Below are 17195 nucleotides of genomic sequence, written 5' to 3' on the forward strand. Positions count from 1 at the left end.
CCGTGGCCCGTCCGTCGGGGCACCGACGCCCGTCATGACGGGGAACACATCCATTCAGGACAGGCCGCGTCTGATTGGCAACGCCGCGCGGAAAGTCATTAGACTGGCCAGAGGTCCAAGGCAAAGCCGGAGGACCGGCCCGGACACGATCGGGACCAGCGACGAGGCAATCAGGGAGAAGAGGCGTAATCGTGCCAGATCAACCACACCACCGACTGACCGAGGAGTTCGGCGGGAACGAGTGGCTCGTCGAGGAGCTCTACCAGCAGTATCTGCGGGACAGGAACTCCGTGGACAAAAAGTGGTGGAGCATTTTCGATTCGTTTGATTCCTCGGGACGCCCCGCCGCCCAGGACTCCGCCCCCGCCCAGAAGGCCCCGGCCAAGACCGGCTCCTCCCCCAGCCCCCGGGCTGCTTCCTCGGCCCGGGTGACCGAGGCCCCCGCGGAGCAGAAGACCGGGGCGGACGCCCCCTCCACGGCCACCACCTCCGGTGACACGCCCAAGGACACCCCCGAGACCCCGAAGGCCAAACCCGCGGATCCCGCCCCGAAGGCCTCCCCGATCCCCGCCGAACTGCCCAAGTCCAGCGCCGGGGAGCAGCAGCCCGAAGAAGACGTCGTGAAGCCGCTGCGTGGACCGGCCAAGGCCATCGCCAAGAACATGGAGGCCTCCCTCGAGGTCCCGACGGCCACCACCGTGCGTGCCGTGCCGGCCAAGGCCCTCATCGACAACCGCATCGTCATCAACAGCCACCTGGCCCGGGCCCGTGGTGGCAAGGTCTCCTTCACCCACATCATCGGCTTCGCCGTCATCCGCGCCCTGAAGCTCTTCCCCTCGCAGAACGTGAGCTACCGCGAGGTGGACGGCAAGCCCTCCTCGGTGCAGCCGGCCCACGTGGGTTTCGGCATCGCCATCGACATCCCCAAGCCCGACGGCTCCCGGATGCTCGCGGTCCCGAACATCAAGAAGGCCGAGACCCTGAACTTCTCGGAGTTCTGGAACACCTACGAGGACCTGATCCAGCGGGCGCGCGGCAATAAGCTGACCGCCGACGACTATGCCGGGACCACGGTCTCGCTGACCAACCCCGGCGGCATCGGCACCGTCCACTCCGTGCCCCGCCTCTCCAAGGGCATGGCCACCATCGTCGGTGTCGGCGCCCTGGAATACCCCGCGGAATTCCGTGGCGCCAGCGAAAAGACCGTGGCGATGCAGGGCATCGGCAAGGTCATCACCCTGACCTCGACCTATGACCACCGCGTCATCCAAGGCGCAGGCTCCGGCGAGTTCCTGCGGCTGGTCGAATCGCTGCTGCTCGGTGAGCAAGGCTTCTACGACGAGATCTTCGAAGCCCTGCGCATCCCCTACGAGCCGGTGCGCTGGGTCGTGGACAACCAGGTCGACGTCGATCTCCAGGTCAATAAGATCGCCCGCATCCAGCAGCTCATCCACGCCTACCGCGTCCGCGGGCACCTGATGGCGGACATCAACCCGCTGGAGTACGTCCAGCGCCGCCACCCCGACCTGGACATCCGCACCTACGGCCTGACGCTATGGGATCTGGAACGCGAATGGGTCACCGGTGGTTTCGGCGGCGCCGACCGCCTGACCCTACGCAAGATCCTCGGCGTGCTGCGCGACTCCTACTGCCGCACCACCGGCATCGAATACATGCACATCCAGAATCCCGAGGAACGCAAGTGGTTCCAGGACGAGATGGAGCATGAATACACCAAGCCCAGCCGCGACGAGCAGTTCCGCATCATGGGCCGCCTCAATGCCGCCGAGGCCTTCGAGACGTTCCTGCAGACCAAGTTCGTCGGCCAGAAGCGCTTCTCGCTCGAAGGCGGCGAATCCCTGATTCCGCTGCTCGATGGCATCATGTCCGACGCCGCGGACCAGGGCATGGACGAAGTGGGCATCGGCATGGCCCACCGTGGTCGCCTCAACGTGTTGACCAACATCGCCGGCAAGACCTACGCGCAGGTCTTCCGCGAATTCGAGGGAACGCAGGATCCCCGCTCCGTCCAGGGGTCCGGTGACGTGAAATACCACCTGGGCACCGAAGGCAAGTTCACCTCCGACAACGGCAACGAGACCCGCGTCTACCTGGCGGCGAACCCCTCGCACCTGGAAGCCGTCGACCCGGTGCTCGAGGGCATCGTGCGGGCCAAGCAGGACCGTCTGGACCACGGCACCGAATCCACCGGCTTCAGCGTCCTGCCGATCCTCATCCACGGCGATGCCGCCTTCGCCGGGCAGGGCGTGGTCTCCGAGACCCTGAACCTGTCCCAGCTGCGCGGGTACCGCACCGGCGGAACCATCCACGTGGTGGTCAACAACCAGGTCGGTTTCACCACCTCCCCGACTGCCTCGCGTTCCTCGGTCTACTCCACCGATGCCGCCAAGATCATCCAGGCGCCGGTCTTCCACGTCAACGGGGACGATCCCGAGGCAGTGGTCCGGGTCGCCCAGCTGGCGTTCAAGTACCGGCAGAAGTTCAACAAGGACGTGGTCATCGACCTCGTTTGCTACCGCCGCCGTGGCCACAACGAGGGCGACGACCCGTCGATGACGCAGCCGATGATGTACAACCTCATCGAAAACAAGCGCTCGACCCGCAAGCTCTACACCGAGGCGCTGGTCGGACGTAACGACATCACCCAGGACGAGGCCGATCAGGCGCTGCGCGACTACCAGGGCCGGCTGGAACGGGTCTTCACGGAAACACATGAAGCCCAGACCTCCCCGATCCCGGTCGTGAACTCCAGCGACGCCTCGGTCAACGACCTGGAGCTGCCGACCTCGCAGCTCGAGGACGCCCCGTCCACGAGCCCGGTCAAGACGGCCATCTCCGCCGAGGCGCTCGCGGCAGTGGGTGCGGCCCACCTGAAGATCCCCGAGGGCTTCACCATCCACCCCAAGCTCAAGGCCCTGCTGGAGCGTCGGGACACGATGTCCCGCGAAGGCGGGATCGATTGGGGCTTCGCCGAGATCGCCGCCTTCGGCGCCCTGTCCATGGAAGGCATCCCGGTGCGTCTGTCCGGCCAGGATTCACGCCGTGGCACCTTCGTCCAGCGCCACTCGGTCTTCCACGACCGCAAGACCGGCGACGAGTGGATGCCGCTGCGCAGCCTCTCCGAGGACCAGTCCAAGATCTGGTTCTACGATTCGCTGCTGAGCGAATTCGCCGCGATGGGCTTCGAATACGGCTACTCGGTCGAACGCCCGGATGCCCTGGTGTTGTGGGAAGCGCAGTTCGGCGACTTCGTCAACGGCGCCCAGACCATCATCGACGAGTTCATCTCCTCCGCCGAGCAGAAGTGGGGCCAGCGGTCCTCGCTCGTGCTCATGTTGCCGCACGGCTACGAGGGGCAGGGCCCCGACCACTCCTCGGCACGCATCGAGCGCTTCCTGCTGATGTGCGCCGAAGAGAACCTGATCGTGGCCAACCCGTCCAACGGCGCCAACCACTTCCACCTGCTGCGGCGCCAGGCGTACACCCGTCCGCGCAAGCCACTGATCATCTTCACCCCGAAGCAGCTGCTGCGCCTGAAGGCCGCCGCCTGCTCGGTGGAGGACTTCACCCAGGGCGGGTTCCAGGAGGTCATCCCCGATGTCCTGGACCTGAAGGGCCAGGAGGTCGAGCGGGTGCTGATGGTCTCCGGTCGGCTGTACTACGATCTGGAATCGGCCCGCAAGAAGGCCGGCGACGAGAAGACGGCGATCATCCGCATCGAGCAGCTCTACCCGCTGCCGGTCGGGCAGATCAATGCCGAACTGGCCAAGTACCCCAACGCCAAGCTCTACTGGACCCAGGACGAGCCGGCGAACCAGGGTCCCTGGCCGTTCATCGGCTTGAACCTGGCCCCGGAGCTGGACCGTCCGGTGGAGTTGGTCTCACGTACGGCGTCGGCGGCCACGTCGACCGGTTCGCATAAGCGCCACGAGGTGGAGCTGGCCGAACTCCTGCAGCACTCCTTCGGGAAGTAGCCGACGGACGAACGAACGCATCAGCCGAAGGGCGGGACCGTACGTCCCGCCCTTCGGTGTAGCAGGCCCCCCGTCATGGTGGGCGTACCGCGCAGAAAGGTCTTTCGTGGAACAACGAACCATTCGCATCGCCGCCATCGGCAACGAGATCCTCGCCGGACACGGTGACCCGCGGTCACTGGGTTGGTATGGTCGGGTCCTGGCCCGCACCACGGGTGATGACTTCCGACTCCAGAGCTACACGCTGGCTTCCCCGGACGAGGGCACCGAGGCACTGGCCGAACGGTGGTTGCAGGAGGCTGGCCGGCGTTTCGGCGAGGGCTGCGACAACCGTCTGGTGGTGGCCCTGTCCGATTTCGACCTCGACCTCGGGCTTTCCACCGCCCGCAGCAGGCTGAATCTGGCCAACATCCTTGATGCCGCGTCACAGATGAGCATCAAGGCCATGGTCGTGGGCCCGATCCCCTCCCTCGATCAGGAGCGCAACGCCCGGTTGGCCGATTTGTCGGCTGCCTATGCCGATGTCGCCTCCCGCCGCCACCACGCGTACGTCGACACCTTCACGCCGTTGCAGAACCACGAACAGTGGCGCAACGACCTGGCCGCCAACGGGGGCCTGCCGGGACAGGCAGGCCACGGTCTCATTGCCTGGCTGGTCCTCCACCGTGGCTGGTACAGCTGGTTGGATCTCGCGGAACCGACCGGGGCGTAGCTCCGTCCGGGTGCCGGTGAATAGGACCGGGTCCCCGGGTGTGACAAGATGGAGGGCAGCTAGAATCCCCGAGAAGAGCAGGAGGCAGCTATGAGCAAGCGTGCACGTAAGCGCCGCGGCCGCGCCAAGAAGGGCGCGAACCACGGTAAGCGTCCGAACACCTAAACCAGGTGAACAGCGAAGAGCCCACATCCTTCAGGATGTGGGCTCCTTTGTGTTGTGGGTCAGTCGTGCCGGGTCTCCACCCGCAGCTCGCTGATCCGGCTCATGATCCGGGTCTTGAGCGTATTCGGTGCCACTTCCTGGCAGCTGCGCTTCACGACCGACCGGATGATGCATTCAAGGTCGTATTCGTGGGTGCATTCCTCACACCCCTCGAGGTGTTCGCGGACGTCCTTGAGGTCATCCACCGACAGTGCACCGTCGAGGTATTCGTACAGACGGGCGATCCGTTCGTCTCCGCAGTCGCCCAACGATTGGCAGTCGCCCATCATTTCCTCCCTTGTCCGGCCGCCGCCGGGCGGTCCGTCTCCTTCTGCGCCGTGCCCAGTCCCCTGGTGGCGGCGTAGTCGGCGAGTAGTTCCCTGAGTTGCTTGCGCCCCCGGTGCAACCGCGACATGACGGTACCGATCGGAATGCCGAGGATCTCGGCCACTTCCTTATAGGCGTAGCCCTCCACATCCGTGAAGTACACGGCCAGACGGAACTCCTCGGGAATCGACTGCAGCGCCTGCTTCACGTCGGAATCCGGCAAGTGGTCCAACGCTTCCGCCTCGGCCGAGCGCAGTCCGGTGGACGTGTGCTGCGCGGCCTTCGCCATTTGCCAGTCCTCGACCGTATCGGTGCTGGAACGCAACGGTTCGCGCTGGCGCTTGCGATAGAGGTTGATATAGGTGTTCGTCAGGATCCGGTACAGCCAGGCCTTCAGATTGGTGCCTGGTTTGTACTGGTGGAACGCCGAATAGGCCTTGGTGTAGGCCTCCTGGACCAGGTCCTCGGCATCGGCGGGATTACGCGCCATGCGCATCGCCGCCGAATAGAGCTGGTCGACATATTGCAGGGCATCCCGCTCGAACCGTGCGCGCTGCTGCGCTTCGGTCTCGCGACCCTCGGGGACGGCTTCGGTCCCTTGCTGTGAAGTGCTCATCACGGCCCAGTCTAGACCGGGAGCCGGACGACTGGGCGTTGGCTGGGCCACTCGTTCGGCGCAAGTCAATGTCGGCATGCTCGGCAGCACCCCCTTTCGAAGTCTCATTAAGCCGCCATCGCGGTTGCGGTGGTTCTCTGCCACCGGCCTCTTGTACTTCACAACAGCACGATTTGGCTGCCTATTCCCTTCCGACGGTGATCGGGGCACCGTCCGAACCGAAAAAGTGCGAGACTAGGACAAGCATGTGAACGCACTCCCGACTCCTTGGAGGAATCGATGTCCCTGGCTCGCCTGATTGCCCGTCCCCTGCTGGCTTCCAGCTTCGTGTTGACCGGTCTGGACCGCGTCCGCAAGCCCGAGGAGAGTGGTGAGCGGTTGCGCCCGAATCTGCGTCGTGCCGCCTCGGTGTTCCCCCAACTGGAATCGGTTGCCGCGAAGCCGGCCCTGGCCGCCCGCTGCATCGGCGCAGCCCAGGTCCTGTCGGGGCTGATGCTGGCCCTGGGCAAGTTCCCGCGTTTCTCGGCCTTCGTCCTGGTCGGTTCCTCCGCCGTCACCGGTTTCAACGACAACGCCGGCGAGTCCAAGCTGTTGACGTCCAGCCGGGTCAAGAATCTTTCCCTCGCCGGAGGCGTCCTGCTGGCCAGCGTGGACACCGATGGTGCCCCGTCGATGGCCTGGCGTGCCCGCCACCTCGGCAAGGATGCCCGCAGGCAGCTGGCCAAGGCCAATAAGGAACTTTCCAAGACGGTGCGTGACGGGGCCCAGGATGCCCGCAAGGCCGCAGAAGACGTGGTCGGCCGCTAGAGCACACGTCATGAGCAGCAACACCATCACCCCCGAGTCCACCACCGACTGGCCGGCCCCGCGGGCGCATGGCCGGATCGATGCCACCGTGCAGGTCCCGGCGTCGAAGTCGTTGACCAACCGATACCTGTTGTTGGCCGCCCTGGCGGATGGCCCCTCGCGATTGCGCAAGCCGTTGCGTTCCCGCGATTCCGACCTGATGATCCAGGCCCTTCGGGTCCTGGGTGCAGGGATCGAGGAACGCCGCAGCCACGACGGGGCCGGGCAGGATCTGCTCATCACCCCCATCGACCGCACGGTGGCCCGTGGTGCGCTCACCGTCGACTGCGGCCTGGCCGGGACGGTCATGAGGTTCGTCCCGCCGTTGGCCGCCCTGCTCGATGCCACCGTGTTCTTCGACGGCGACCCGGCCGCCCGGGTCCGTCCCATGGCCCCCGTGGTCACCGCCTTGAAGGATCTGGGTCTGCAGGTCGTGGACGAGGACCCCGGCATGCTGCCCTTCACGCTCGAGGCCACGGGTGTGGTGGCCGGAGGGGATCTACGGGTCGATTCCAGCGGTTCCTCGCAATTCATTTCCGCCTGGCTGCTCGTCGGGGCCTTCTTCCAGCACGGCCTGCGGATCGAGCACGACGGCGATTCGGTGCCGAGCCTGGACCATATCCACATGACGATCGCCACGCTGCGCGAGGTCGGGATCCGGATCGATGAGCCCGCCCCCAACCAGTGGCTCGTCCACCCCGGGACCGTGGAGGCCTTCGACGTCGCCATCGAACGCGACCTTTCCAATGCCGGCCCCTTCCTCGCCGCCGCATTGGCCGCCGGGGGCACGGTCCGGGTGCCGGATTGGCCCGCCGAAACCACCCAGGTCGGTGCCCGTTGGCCGGAGATCCTCACCCGGATGGGGGCCACGACTTCATATGAGGGCGGGGTACTCACGGTCAACGGCCACGGAACCATCGACGGCATCGAGCTGGCCGACGCCTCGGAACTGGCCCCCACGGTGGCAGCGCTGGCTGCCCTGGCGGGTTCTGAAAGCCGCCTGACGGGCATCGGGCACCTCCGGGGGCACGAAACGGACCGGCTGGCCGCCCTGGTCACCGAGATCAAGGCCCTCGGCGGTGAGGCCGAGGAACTCGCCGACGGGATACTGATCCGCCGACCCGTCGACCGGGGAGGACTCTTCCACAGCTATGAGGACCATCGCATGGCCACCGCCGGTGCGGTGATCGGCTTGGCCGTGGACGGGGTCCGGATCGAAGACATCGGCACCACGGCGAAGACCATGCCCGATTTCCCCGGGTTGTGGCAGGAACTGGCTGCGACCGGCGGGGCCTGACGATGGCGCGTGATGCCCGCAGTTGGGACGAATCAGATGTCAGGATCCGCCCCAATAAGAAAGGATCCCGCCCGCGGACGAAGGACAGGCCCTCCTATGACGAGGCCGTCATCGGGCGGATCATCACCGTTGATCGCGGCCGCTATACGGCGATCCTGGACGAGGACACCGCCACCGAGCGGATCGTCATCGCGGCCCGGGCCCGGGAGTTGCGGCGCTCCCCCGTCGTCCCCGGGGACTTCGTCGCCTTGGTGGGCGACACCACCGGCCAGCCGGATACCCTGGCCCGCCTGGTCAGGATCCAGGATCGCGACACGGTGCTGCGACGCAGCGCCGATGACACCGATCCGGTGGAGCGCATCGTCGTGGCCAATGCCGATCAGCTGGTCATCGTGGTCGCTGCTGCCAATCCGGAGCCCAGGACCGGGTTCATCGACCGGGCGCTGGTCGCGGCCTTCGACGCAGGCATCGACGCCATCCTGTGCGTGACCAAGACCGATATCAAGGATCCGGCCGAGCTGCTGGAAAACTACCGGCATCTGGACATGGACATCGTCACCAGCAAGAGCATCGCCGCCGAGGGGACGGGCATCGACGCCCGTTCGGCCGACGGCGCCTCGGCCCGGCTGGACGAAGGCGCCATCGTGGAACTTCGACGGCTGATGGCAGGACGCGTGACCGTGGTGTTGGGGCACTCCGGGGTCGGCAAGTCCACCCTGGTCAATGCCCTGACCGGGGCGCAACGCGCCACCGGGGGCGTCAATGCCGTCACCGGTCGTGGACGGCACACCTCGTCTTCCGCCATCGCCCTGCGGGCCGAGCAGGCCCCGGCGGGGACCTGGATCATCGACACGCCCGGCATCCGCTCCTTTGGTCTGGCACTGGTCGACCCGGACCACATCCTGGACTCCTTCCCCGATCTGGTCCAGGGTTCGGTGGACTGCCCCCGCGGTTGCCGGCACACCCCCGACTCCCCCGGCTGCGCACTGGATGCCTGGGTCCGTCGCCCCGAGGCGGATGCCTCGGGGGTGGCCCGGCTGGCTTCCCTGCGGCGTCTGCTCGGGGTCGAGGAGAAGGCCAAGGGCAAGGAACTAGGGTCGGTCTAGGAGCACGGTCCGGAGCGGTTCCTGCGGTAGGTTTGAAGGCATGACCCGCGACGTAATGAGCTATAACGACGACCTGCGCCTGGCACATGCCATTGCCGATTCCGTCGATTCCCTGACCATGTCCCGCTTCAAGGCACAGGACCTGCAGGTGGAGACCAAACCGGATCTGACCCCGGTCACCGATGCCGACCGGATGGCCGAGGAGGCCATCCGCAGCCAGCTGGGCCGCACCCGCCCCCGCGACGCGGTGCTGGGCGAGGAATTCGGCAGCACCGGTCACGGCTCCCGCCGTTGGGTCATCGACCCCATCGACGGGACGAAGAACTTCGTGCGCGGGGTTCCGGTGTGGGCCACGCTGATCTCACTCATGGATGAAGGTCGCGCCGTGGTCGGTCTGGTGTCGGCACCGGCATTGGGTCGTCGGTGGTGGGGAGCCGAGGGCACGGGCGCCTATACCGGCAAATCCCTGGCCTCGGCCACCCGTTTGAACGTTTCGGGGATCAACGACCTGGCCGACGCATCCCTGTCCTATTCAAGCCTGGGCGGTTGGCGCGAACGAGGGCAGCTGGAGAACATGCTCGATCTGCACGACGCCGTCTGGCGCACCCGGGCGTTCGGAGACTTCTGGTCCTACTGCCTCCTGGCCGAGGGCGCCGTTGACATCGCCTGCGAACCGGAGCTGAACCTCTACGACATGGCCGCCCTGGTCCCGATCGTCACCGAGGCAGGAGGACGCTTCACGTCCCTGGACGGCGAGGACGGCTGCATGGGAGGCAACGCGCTGGCCACCAACTCCCTGCTGCACGAGGCCACCCTGGACCTGCTCAACGGTTCACCCGATTCCGTGGTGCCCGACTCCGGCGCCCCAGCCGACCAGCGGGCCGACCACGCCTCCCCGTGGGAACGCGCCTAGGCTTCAGCGCGCGGCGCGGCGTCCTGCGGGACGACGCCGGTTGCGGCGTTGGGCCTGCGCGTCGCTAGCCAGTTCCTCGCGCTTGAGCCAGTTCATGACTCCGCTGGCGAGTGTCAGCACCAACATGATGCCGGCGAGCCAGAGGTGTCCTGCACTCCACAACGCCGCCACACCCAGCAGGAACAGCACGTGGGCGACCACAGGGTGGATGGGCCATCCCAGCCGCCACGGCGCCTGGGGCGAGAGCAGGAGCCCCCAGAGGATGACGAGCGGGATCAACACCACGAGGACGGACACCACCGGTGCCAGCGGCAGGAACTCGATCGCCCAGAGCCCGGCGGCACACAGCAGTGCCACCTCCAGGACGAATGCCAAGATCCCGGCGGGACGGATCGGCGTTCCGGAAGGCTTGTCCGCCACGACTTCCGCAGCGTTCTGCGGTTCCTCTTCCATGCCTTCTGCCTTTCCCCTCGAGGGGCAGCCCGGGAGCGGGCAGCCTGAATATTTGGTACACCTTCTGGAACATTCGGGTCCCGGTGTCTCTTCCATTCTAAGCATGCGGCCCGCGATAGCCGGGACAGCACGCAAAAGGCCCCGGAATCACGAGGATTCCGAGGCCTTTCAACCGTGGAGATGGGGGGAATTGAACCCCCGTCCGATGTGGTGTTGCCAGGACTTCTCCGGGCGCAGTCTGCTATGGGTTTTCTCTGCTCCAACAGCCGTCTCACAAACATGCGGCTGGACCCTTTCGGGATACCCCGAGCACAGTCATCTGAATTATGCCCGACACCCCGATGACAAAGGTGTTGAGCAGTGGCTATCTAAACGACGCCAGTATCAGGGCCGATAGCAATCCCTGGCTGACGGACTGTCTGGCTGCTTAGGCAGCGAGAGCGAAGTCAGTGCGCTTTGAGTTGGCACTTGTGTTTTGCAAAGAGCGTTTACGAGATAACTTTGCGTCCTCGGCCCGCTTCTCCTGTCGCGACTCACATCGTCGAAACCGATCATCCCCGTATGAATTTCTCAATGCGGGTTTCCCCGCTCAACCTGCGGGCGAAACCCGCAGGACATCTAGCATAACCCACGATGGGCGGGATTCATTCCCTGCCCGAATCCAGGGGTCAAAATCAGGACACGCCGCGGTTCCGTTCGCGCAGGGCCCGTAGTGCATCGCGGTTGTCCTGCTTCTCGCGCAGGGTCTGGCGTTTGTCGAATTCCCGTTTGCCCTTCGCCACACTGATTTCCAGCTTGGCGCGCCCGTCACGGAAATACAGTTGCAGCGGCACGATCGTGTAGCCGGGGTCCTGGATCTTCCGTGTGATCTTGATGAGTTCCTCACGGTGCAGCAGCAATTTCCGCCGACGCCGGCCCGCATGGTTCGTCCACGATCCGTTGAGGTACTCGGGGATGTAGATCCCCTCAATGTAGAGCTCTTCGTTATAGAACTGGCCGAAACCATCAACCAGGGAGGCCTTGCCCTGGCGCAGGGACTTCACTTCGGTTCCGCTGAGCACCATCCCGGCTTCGTACGTGTCCAGGATCTGGAAATCGTGGCGCGCCTTGCGGTTGGTCGCAATGACCTTGCGCTCGGTGGTGTCCTTGGGCATGCCAACCTCCTCCTGTATACGTCATGGTGTCGGGCCGTGGCCGCGGTGAGTCGAACATCAATCCTACGTCATCGGGGCCGGCGCCCGGGCGGCACGGTTGCTCCTGCATGCGGGCACCATCTGCAGGTTCCCTGCCCGGAGCACCGGGCGCTGCGCGGGGTTGCTAGAGCAGTCCCGCAGGGTTGACGACCTTGCCGTCGAGGATCGTTTCGAAGTGCAGATGGCAGCCGGTGGAGTTGCCGGTGGTTCCGACATAGCCGATCAGTTGGCCCTTGGAGACCTTCTGGCCGCTATGGACGACGTAGCTGCTCAGGTGGTGGTAGCCCGTCACCAGGGCGTGGCCCTTGACGACGCCATGGCTGATCTGGACCTTGTTCCCCGAGGTCGGGGACAGGGTGGCATACCAGACCTCACCTGCAGCTGCCGCGTGCACGGGAGCACCGCACCGACCACCGAAGCCCCAGTCGAGCCCGGCGTGGACGTAGCCACCCCTGCCGCCGTAGTCGATGGTTCCTGCCGGAGTGGGGCGCCAGCCGAACGTGGAGGTGATATGCCCGCCGGAGGTCGGTTTGGACAGGCCCCAACTGCTCGTACTGCTGGAGGACCCGCTATTGCCCTGGCTGGATTTCTTCTTCGCCGGGGCGCTGGTCTTCTTGCTCTTGCTGCGTTCGGAAGCGGCCTTCCGGTCCGCCGCGTCGGCTGCTGCACGCTTCGCGGCGGCATCGGCCGCATTGGCCCGGGCGGCCTTCTCCGCGGCAGCACGTTTGGCCCGCGCCGCGGCTTCGGCCTTCGCCGCGCGTTCTGCGGCTTGTTCGGCGGCGACCTTGGCGGCCTTTTCCGCAGCGGCCTTGGCAGCCTCTTCCTTGCGCTTGCGTTCGGCGGCCTCACGGATCAGACGCTCCTGGCGCTTCTTGATCTTGGCGACCACCTGGTCGTGCTCATCCTCTTGCTTCTTGATCTGGGCCTTGATCTGAGGACGTTTGGCGTTGAGTTCCTCGCTGGCTTCCTGGGCGCCATCGATGAGTTCGTCGACATGGCGTTTTGAGGCTTCAGCCTCGTCCCGGGCCGCCTGCTCCCGGACCAGTGCCGCTTCTGCCTGGCCCTTGAGGTCGCTGATCTCCTCTTCGACGGCGGCCAGTCGTGCCTGGACGTTGGCATCGGTCGCCTGCTGTTGGCTCAGATCGCTCAGTACGGCATTCTGGCTGCGCAGCGCCTGGTTGGCCAGGCCCAGGCTGTCGGCGAGGTTTCCTTGCTCGGAGTTGGAGTTGAGCATCAGGCTCAAGTTGCTGGAGACTCCCCCACGCTTATAGGCCTGGGTGGCGATCTGCCCGATGACCTTGCGGGTGTCTTCCATCTTCTCGGCGTCCTGGTCCATTTGACTGCCGATCTGGTCCTTCGAGGCCTGCGCGGCATCCACGCGTGCGGAGAGTTCGTTCACCTGCTCCGTGGCACTCTGGACGCTGGCCCGGGCGCTCGAGAGCTTCTCCTTCGCCGCCGGAAGCTTGTCCTGGTAGCCCTTGAGCTTCTCCGCGGTCTTCTGGATGTCGGCATCGAGGAATTCCATATCGGTTTCCAGGGAATCAAGTTGCTTCTCGACCTGTTGCTTGTGGTCGTCCAACTTATCGGCCTGGGCCACCGGAGCCATCAGCGACAGGGACAGCAGGCTCACCAGGGCACCACTAATCACGGCACGGGACAGGCTCCGTCTATTGCGGTCCGCCACAGGGTCGGTCCTTTCAGTGGTACGGCAGGTTCATCCTCGAAGGAGCCCGGGGAACACGGGCTCGGAGCAACCTAAACCTTCAGGTAACGCCTTAAGGTCAGGACCGACGATACACCAGCCAGGACGATCCCCAACGCAAGCAAGCCGGGGGCGACCAGGAATACCTCGTTGGTGGCAATGAAGGCAGTGTCCGGATACTCGATCGCCAACTTTCCTTGGATCAGGTATTTCACCACCGCCCACAGCGTCCCCGAGGCCAGCACGGCACCGATGAGGGCGGCGATGACCCCTTCCAGGACGAACGGTAGTTGGATCACCGCCTTCGAGGCGCCGACCAGGCGCATGATCCCGGTTTCCCTTCGTCGGCTGAAGGCCGAAAGCCGGATGGTCGTCGCCACGAGGAGCACGGCGCAGAAGATCATGACCACCGCAATGCCCACGGCCACCAGGGAGGCGACATTCATGACCGAGAAGATCTTCTCCAACAAGTCGCGTTGGTCGATGACGGTGTCCACGCCCTTCATGGGGGTGAACAGTTCGTTGATGACGTCGTATTTTTCGGGGTCCACCATCTTGACGCGGAAGGACTCCGGGAGCTGGTCCGCCGTGACGGTATCCACGATCGGCGAGTTCTTGAACTGCTCGCGGAAATGCTCCAGGGCCTGATCCTGCGACTCGTACTCGTAGCTCTCCACATACGGCTTCACCGCTGCGGAGTCGAGCTGGCTCTTGATGGCCGAACGCTGCGAATCGGTCACTGCACCATCGGCGCAGGTCTGGGAGCCGTAATCGTCTCCACACAGGAAGATGGCTACTTCGACCTTGTCGTACCAGAAGCCCTTCATCTGCGTGATCTGCATTTGCGTCAGCGCGGCGGCCCCGACGAACGTCAGGGAAATGAAGGTCACCAGGACCACGGAGATGACCATGGAGAGGTTTCGACGTAGACCAGAACCGATCTCGCCGAGGATGAATGCGAGTCTCATGCTTCGTCCTCCTCGGTGTCAAAGGGGGCAATGGCCTGGTCCCGCGGGTCGGCGGTCCGCAATTCGCGCGAGCCATCCCGATTGACGATGGGGATCATGGCCGTGTATTCGCCGGCTTGTTCGTCGCGAACGAGTTTGCCTTCGTCCAGTTCGATCACCCGACGGCGCATCGAGTTCACGATGTCCGTATCGTGGGTGGCCATGACCACGGTGGTCCCGTTTTGGTTGATCTTGTCGAGGATGTTCATGATCCCCACGCTGGTGGCGGGGTCGAGGTTTCCGGTCGGCTCATCCGCGAGCAGGATCCCCGGTTGGTTGACGATGGCCCGGGCGATGGCCACGCGTTGCTGTTCACCGCCGGAGAGCTCGTGGGGCATCCGGCGTTTCTTGTCCTCCAGGCCCACGGTCTTGAGGACCTCGGGGACGGTGCTGCGGATCGAGGCCCGGCCCTTGCCGATGACCTGCATCGCGAAGGCCACGTTGGAGAAGACATCCTTATTGGGCAGCAGCCGGAAGTCCTGGAAGACGACGCCGATGCCCCGACGCATGCGAGGGACCCTCCAGTTGGGGATTCCCGCCACATTCTGGCCGGCGACGTGGACGGAGCCCCGTGAGGCCTGGTCCTCGCGCAGGACCAGACGGATGAACGTCGATTTACCGGAGCCGGAGGCCCCCACGAGGAAAGCGAAGTCACCGCGATTGATCTCGACATCGATATCGTCCAGTGCCGGACGGGACTTCTGGTCGTAGACCTTGGTGACGTGCTCAAATCTGATCATGGCAGTTCTGCCCACTCGGACCACCGGTCAGTGTCCGAAAATGCGGGGCTTTGCTGGGGGAACGTACAGCACCGGCATTGAGCACTCTAGCCCCGACATTCTGCCTCCGGGTGCAGGTGGAAGCGTGTGTCGGGGTTCCGGCCCCGAGAGAACGGGCCCGGTCCTTGCCGGACCGGGCCCGTGATCACGGGAGCTGCCGGGGCCTATGCGCCGGCGAGCTCTCCGCCCAAGGTCAGTTCCGGCTCGGTCGCGGCCCGGACCTCCTCGACGCTCACCCCGGGGGCGGTTTCCAGGAGCACCAATCCCCTATCGGTCACCTCGATCACCGCCAGGTCGGTGATGATCCGGTTCACCACGGCCTTGCCGGTCAACGGCAGCGAGCACTCGCGCACGATCTTCGCCGAACCGTCCTTGGCCGTATGGTCCATCAGGATGATCACTTCCCGGGCTCCTTGCACCAGGTCCATGCCCCCGCCGGGGCCCTTGACCATCTTGCCCGGAATCATCCAGTTCGCCAGATCGCCCTGGGTGGAGACCTGCATCGCTCCCAGGATCGCCACGTCGATCTTTCCGCCGCGGATCATCCCGAAACTCATGGACGAATCGAAGAAACTCGCCCCCGGGTTGACCGTCACGGTTTCCTTGCCTGCGTTGATCAGGTCGGGATCCATATCCTCCTCGAGCGGGTAGGGCCCGACCCCGAGGATTCCGTTTTCCGACTGCAGGACCAGGGTCCTGCCGGCGGGGATGTAGTTCGGAACCAGAGTCGGCATCCCGATGCCCAGATTCACATAGGCCCCGTCCACCAGCTCCTGTGCGGCCCGCTCGGCCATCTGCTCACGTGTCAGTGCCATCGTCTCAACCTTCCTTCGTCGTCGAACCGGCGGGGCGCACCGTGCGCTTCTCCACTGGCTTTTCGATGTCCTGGCCCACTTCCAGGACACGGTGCACATAGATCCCCGGCAGGTGAACCTGGTCAGGATCGATCTCCCCGGGTTCCACGAGTTCCTCGACCTGGGCGATGCACACCTTCCCGGCCATCGCCGCCGGCGGGCCGAACTGCCGGGTCGCCTTGTTGAACACCAGGTTCCCGTGCCTGTCGCCCTTGAGCGCGTGGACCAGGGCGAAGTCGGAGACGATCGCCTCTTCCAGGACGAAGTCGTTCTTCTCGCCTCCCGGGGCGAAGGAGCGCACCTCCTTGGGTTCCGAACCCTGCAGGATGTTCCCGTCGGCGTCGTACTTCTGCGGCAATCCGCCTTCGGCGACCTGGGTGCCGACACCGGCTGCGGTGTAGAACGCGGCGATCCCCGATCCACCGGCCCGCAGCTTCTCGGCCAGCGTCCCCTGCGGGGTCAACTCCAATTCGAGTTCCCCGGTGAGGTACTGGCGGGCGAATTCCTTGTTCTCCCCGACATAGGAGGAGGTCATCTTCCGGATCCTGCCGGCGGCCAGCAACACACCCAGCCCCCATCCATCGACACCACAGTTATTGGAGACCACCGACAGGCCCGTCGCGCCTTGTTCCAAGAGGGCCTCGATCAATGCCATCGGGTTGCCCGAGAGGCCGAAACCACCAACCGATATCAGGGAACCATCCCCGATATCCGCTACGGCCTCCGCCGCAGAACCGACACTTTTATCCATGGTCATTTCAAAGACCTCCCTCGCACGATGAAATATTGCCGCGGTCCCGCCGTCGGGCGTTGTGACCGTTATTACGTTCCAACCTATCGCTTTCGGTGGGGCCCGACCGCATTGGTCCGCCCTTCCCGGGGCACCTACATCATCGGGCGCTCCATCCGCCGTCGACGGTGTAGGAAGCCCCGGTGACCATGCCGGCGTCCGGAGAGGCCAGCCATGCCGCCAAGGATCCGACTTCCTCGGGCTCGACGAGCCGTTTGACGGCCGATTCGGTGAGCATGATCGAGGAGATGACTTCGTCCTCGCCGATGCCGTGGATCTTGGCCTGATCGGCGATCTGGTCCTCGACGAGGGGTGTTCTCACGTAGGCGGGTTCGATGCAGTTGCTGGTCACCCCGTACTCTCCCCCTTCCAATGCGGTGACCTTGGACAGGCCTTCTAGG

General features: G+C 65.0%; 17 protein-coding genes and 1 other RNA gene. 7 read left to right on the plus strand and 11 right to left on the minus strand.

From position 1 onward, the window contains the following. Nucleotides 1–191: 191 nt before the first annotated feature. The 3 genes from ACT3S2_RS14505 (at nt 192) to ACT3S2_RS14515 (ending at nt 4872) form a co-directional block, all read left to right on the plus strand. Nucleotides 192–3995: a multifunctional oxoglutarate decarboxylase/oxoglutarate dehydrogenase thiamine pyrophosphate-binding subunit/dihydrolipoyllysine-residue succinyltransferase subunit gene (locus ACT3S2_RS14505; RefSeq protein ID WP_444555458.1), complete on the plus strand. Its 3804-nt coding sequence runs from the start codon at nt 192–194 to the stop codon at nt 3993–3995. 106 nt (nt 3996–4101) lie between these two features. Then, nucleotides 4102–4707 carry a GDSL-type esterase/lipase family protein gene (locus ACT3S2_RS14510; RefSeq protein WP_444555459.1) on the plus strand — a complete coding sequence of 202 codons (606 nt, stop codon included), beginning with the start codon at nt 4102–4104 and terminating at the stop codon, nt 4705–4707. Nucleotides 4708–4797: 90 nt separating this feature from the next. Further along, on the plus strand, nt 4798–4872 hold the full coding sequence (locus ACT3S2_RS14515; RefSeq protein ID WP_444555475.1) for a 50S ribosomal protein bL37: 75 nt from the start codon (nt 4798–4800) through the stop codon (nt 4870–4872). Between the two features lie 59 nt (nt 4873–4931). Here the strand turns inward: ACT3S2_RS14515 and rsrA are convergent, their stop codons facing one another. Both rsrA and ACT3S2_RS14525 read right to left on the minus strand, forming a co-directional pair. Further along, nucleotides 4932–5198, minus strand: coding sequence for a mycothiol system anti-sigma-R factor (gene rsrA, locus ACT3S2_RS14520; protein WP_444555460.1), 267 nt, complete (start codon nt 5196–5198; stop codon nt 4932–4934). Next, nucleotides 5198–5854, minus strand: a complete 657-nt coding sequence (locus ACT3S2_RS14525; protein WP_444555461.1) for a sigma-70 family RNA polymerase sigma factor — start codon at nt 5852–5854, stop codon at nt 5198–5200. The genes rsrA and ACT3S2_RS14525 overlap by 1 nt, the downstream gene beginning before the upstream one ends. A 279-nt stretch (nt 5855–6133) precedes the next feature. Between ACT3S2_RS14525 and ACT3S2_RS14530 the strand changes: the two genes are divergently transcribed. The 4 genes from ACT3S2_RS14530 to hisN are packed head-to-tail and all read left to right on the plus strand — an operon-like array spanning nt 6134 to nt 10016. Beyond that, entirely contained in the window at nt 6134–6661 is a 528-nt protein-coding gene (locus ACT3S2_RS14530; RefSeq protein WP_444555462.1) for a DoxX family protein, read from the plus strand. A 10-nt stretch (nt 6662–6671) separates the two neighbouring features. Beyond that, nucleotides 6672–7997 (plus strand): 3-phosphoshikimate 1-carboxyvinyltransferase, encoded by a 1326-nt coding sequence (gene aroA / locus ACT3S2_RS14535; protein WP_444561841.1) that lies wholly within the window; start codon nt 6672–6674, stop codon nt 7995–7997. 2 nt (nt 7998–7999) lie between these two features. After that, entirely contained in the window at nt 8000–9103 is a 1104-nt protein-coding gene (rsgA, locus tag ACT3S2_RS14540; protein ID WP_444555464.1) for a ribosome small subunit-dependent GTPase A, read from the plus strand. Nucleotides 9104–9143: 40 nt separating this feature from the next. Then, nucleotides 9144–10016, plus strand: coding sequence for a histidinol-phosphatase (hisN, locus tag ACT3S2_RS14545; protein WP_444555465.1), 873 nt, complete (start codon nt 9144–9146; stop codon nt 10014–10016). 3 nt (nt 10017–10019) lie between these two features. Here the strand turns inward: hisN and ACT3S2_RS14550 are convergent, their stop codons facing one another. From ACT3S2_RS14550 to ACT3S2_RS14590, 9 genes are all read right to left on the minus strand, one after another. Then, nucleotides 10020–10469, minus strand: coding sequence for a YrdB family protein (locus ACT3S2_RS14550; protein ID WP_444555466.1), 450 nt, complete (start codon nt 10467–10469; stop codon nt 10020–10022). Between the two features lie 172 nt (nt 10470–10641). Continuing rightward, nucleotides 10642–11028, minus strand: a transfer-messenger RNA (tmRNA) gene (gene ssrA / locus ACT3S2_RS14555). A gap of 115 nt (nt 11029–11143) precedes the next feature. Next, nucleotides 11144–11623: an SsrA-binding protein SmpB gene (gene smpB / locus ACT3S2_RS14560; protein ID WP_444555467.1), complete on the minus strand. Its 480-nt coding sequence runs from the start codon at nt 11621–11623 to the stop codon at nt 11144–11146. Nucleotides 11624–11786: 163 nt separating this feature from the next. Next, a complete protein-coding gene (locus tag ACT3S2_RS14565; protein WP_444561842.1) occupies nt 11787–13292 on the minus strand; it encodes a peptidoglycan DD-metalloendopeptidase family protein in 1506 nt (501 codons plus the stop codon). Between the two features lie 125 nt (nt 13293–13417). Next, nucleotides 13418–14332: a permease-like cell division protein FtsX gene (ftsX, locus tag ACT3S2_RS14570; protein WP_444555469.1), complete on the minus strand. Its 915-nt coding sequence runs from the start codon at nt 14330–14332 to the stop codon at nt 13418–13420. Further along, complete coding sequence (gene ftsE, locus ACT3S2_RS14575) at nt 14329–15111, minus strand: cell division ATP-binding protein FtsE (protein WP_444555470.1); 783 nt, start codon at nt 15109–15111, stop codon at nt 14329–14331. The genes ftsX and ftsE overlap by 4 nt, the downstream gene beginning before the upstream one ends. A 203-nt stretch (nt 15112–15314) precedes the next feature. After that, on the minus strand, nt 15315–15965 hold the full coding sequence (locus ACT3S2_RS14580; RefSeq protein ID WP_444555471.1) for a CoA transferase subunit B: 651 nt from the start codon (nt 15963–15965) through the stop codon (nt 15315–15317). Between the two features lie 4 nt (nt 15966–15969). Next, nucleotides 15970–16761, minus strand: a complete 792-nt coding sequence (locus ACT3S2_RS14585) for a CoA transferase subunit A (protein ID WP_444555472.1) — start codon at nt 16759–16761, stop codon at nt 15970–15972. A 133-nt stretch (nt 16762–16894) separates the two neighbouring features. Further along, on the minus strand, nt 16895–17195 hold a 301-nt coding region (locus tag ACT3S2_RS14590), incomplete at its 5' end, for an SDR family oxidoreductase (RefSeq protein ID WP_444555473.1).

The organism is Arthrobacter sp. AOP36-A1-22 (genome assembly GCF_052377615.1).
Taxonomy (GTDB): domain Bacteria; phylum Actinomycetota; class Actinomycetes; order Actinomycetales; family Micrococcaceae; genus Arthrobacter_H.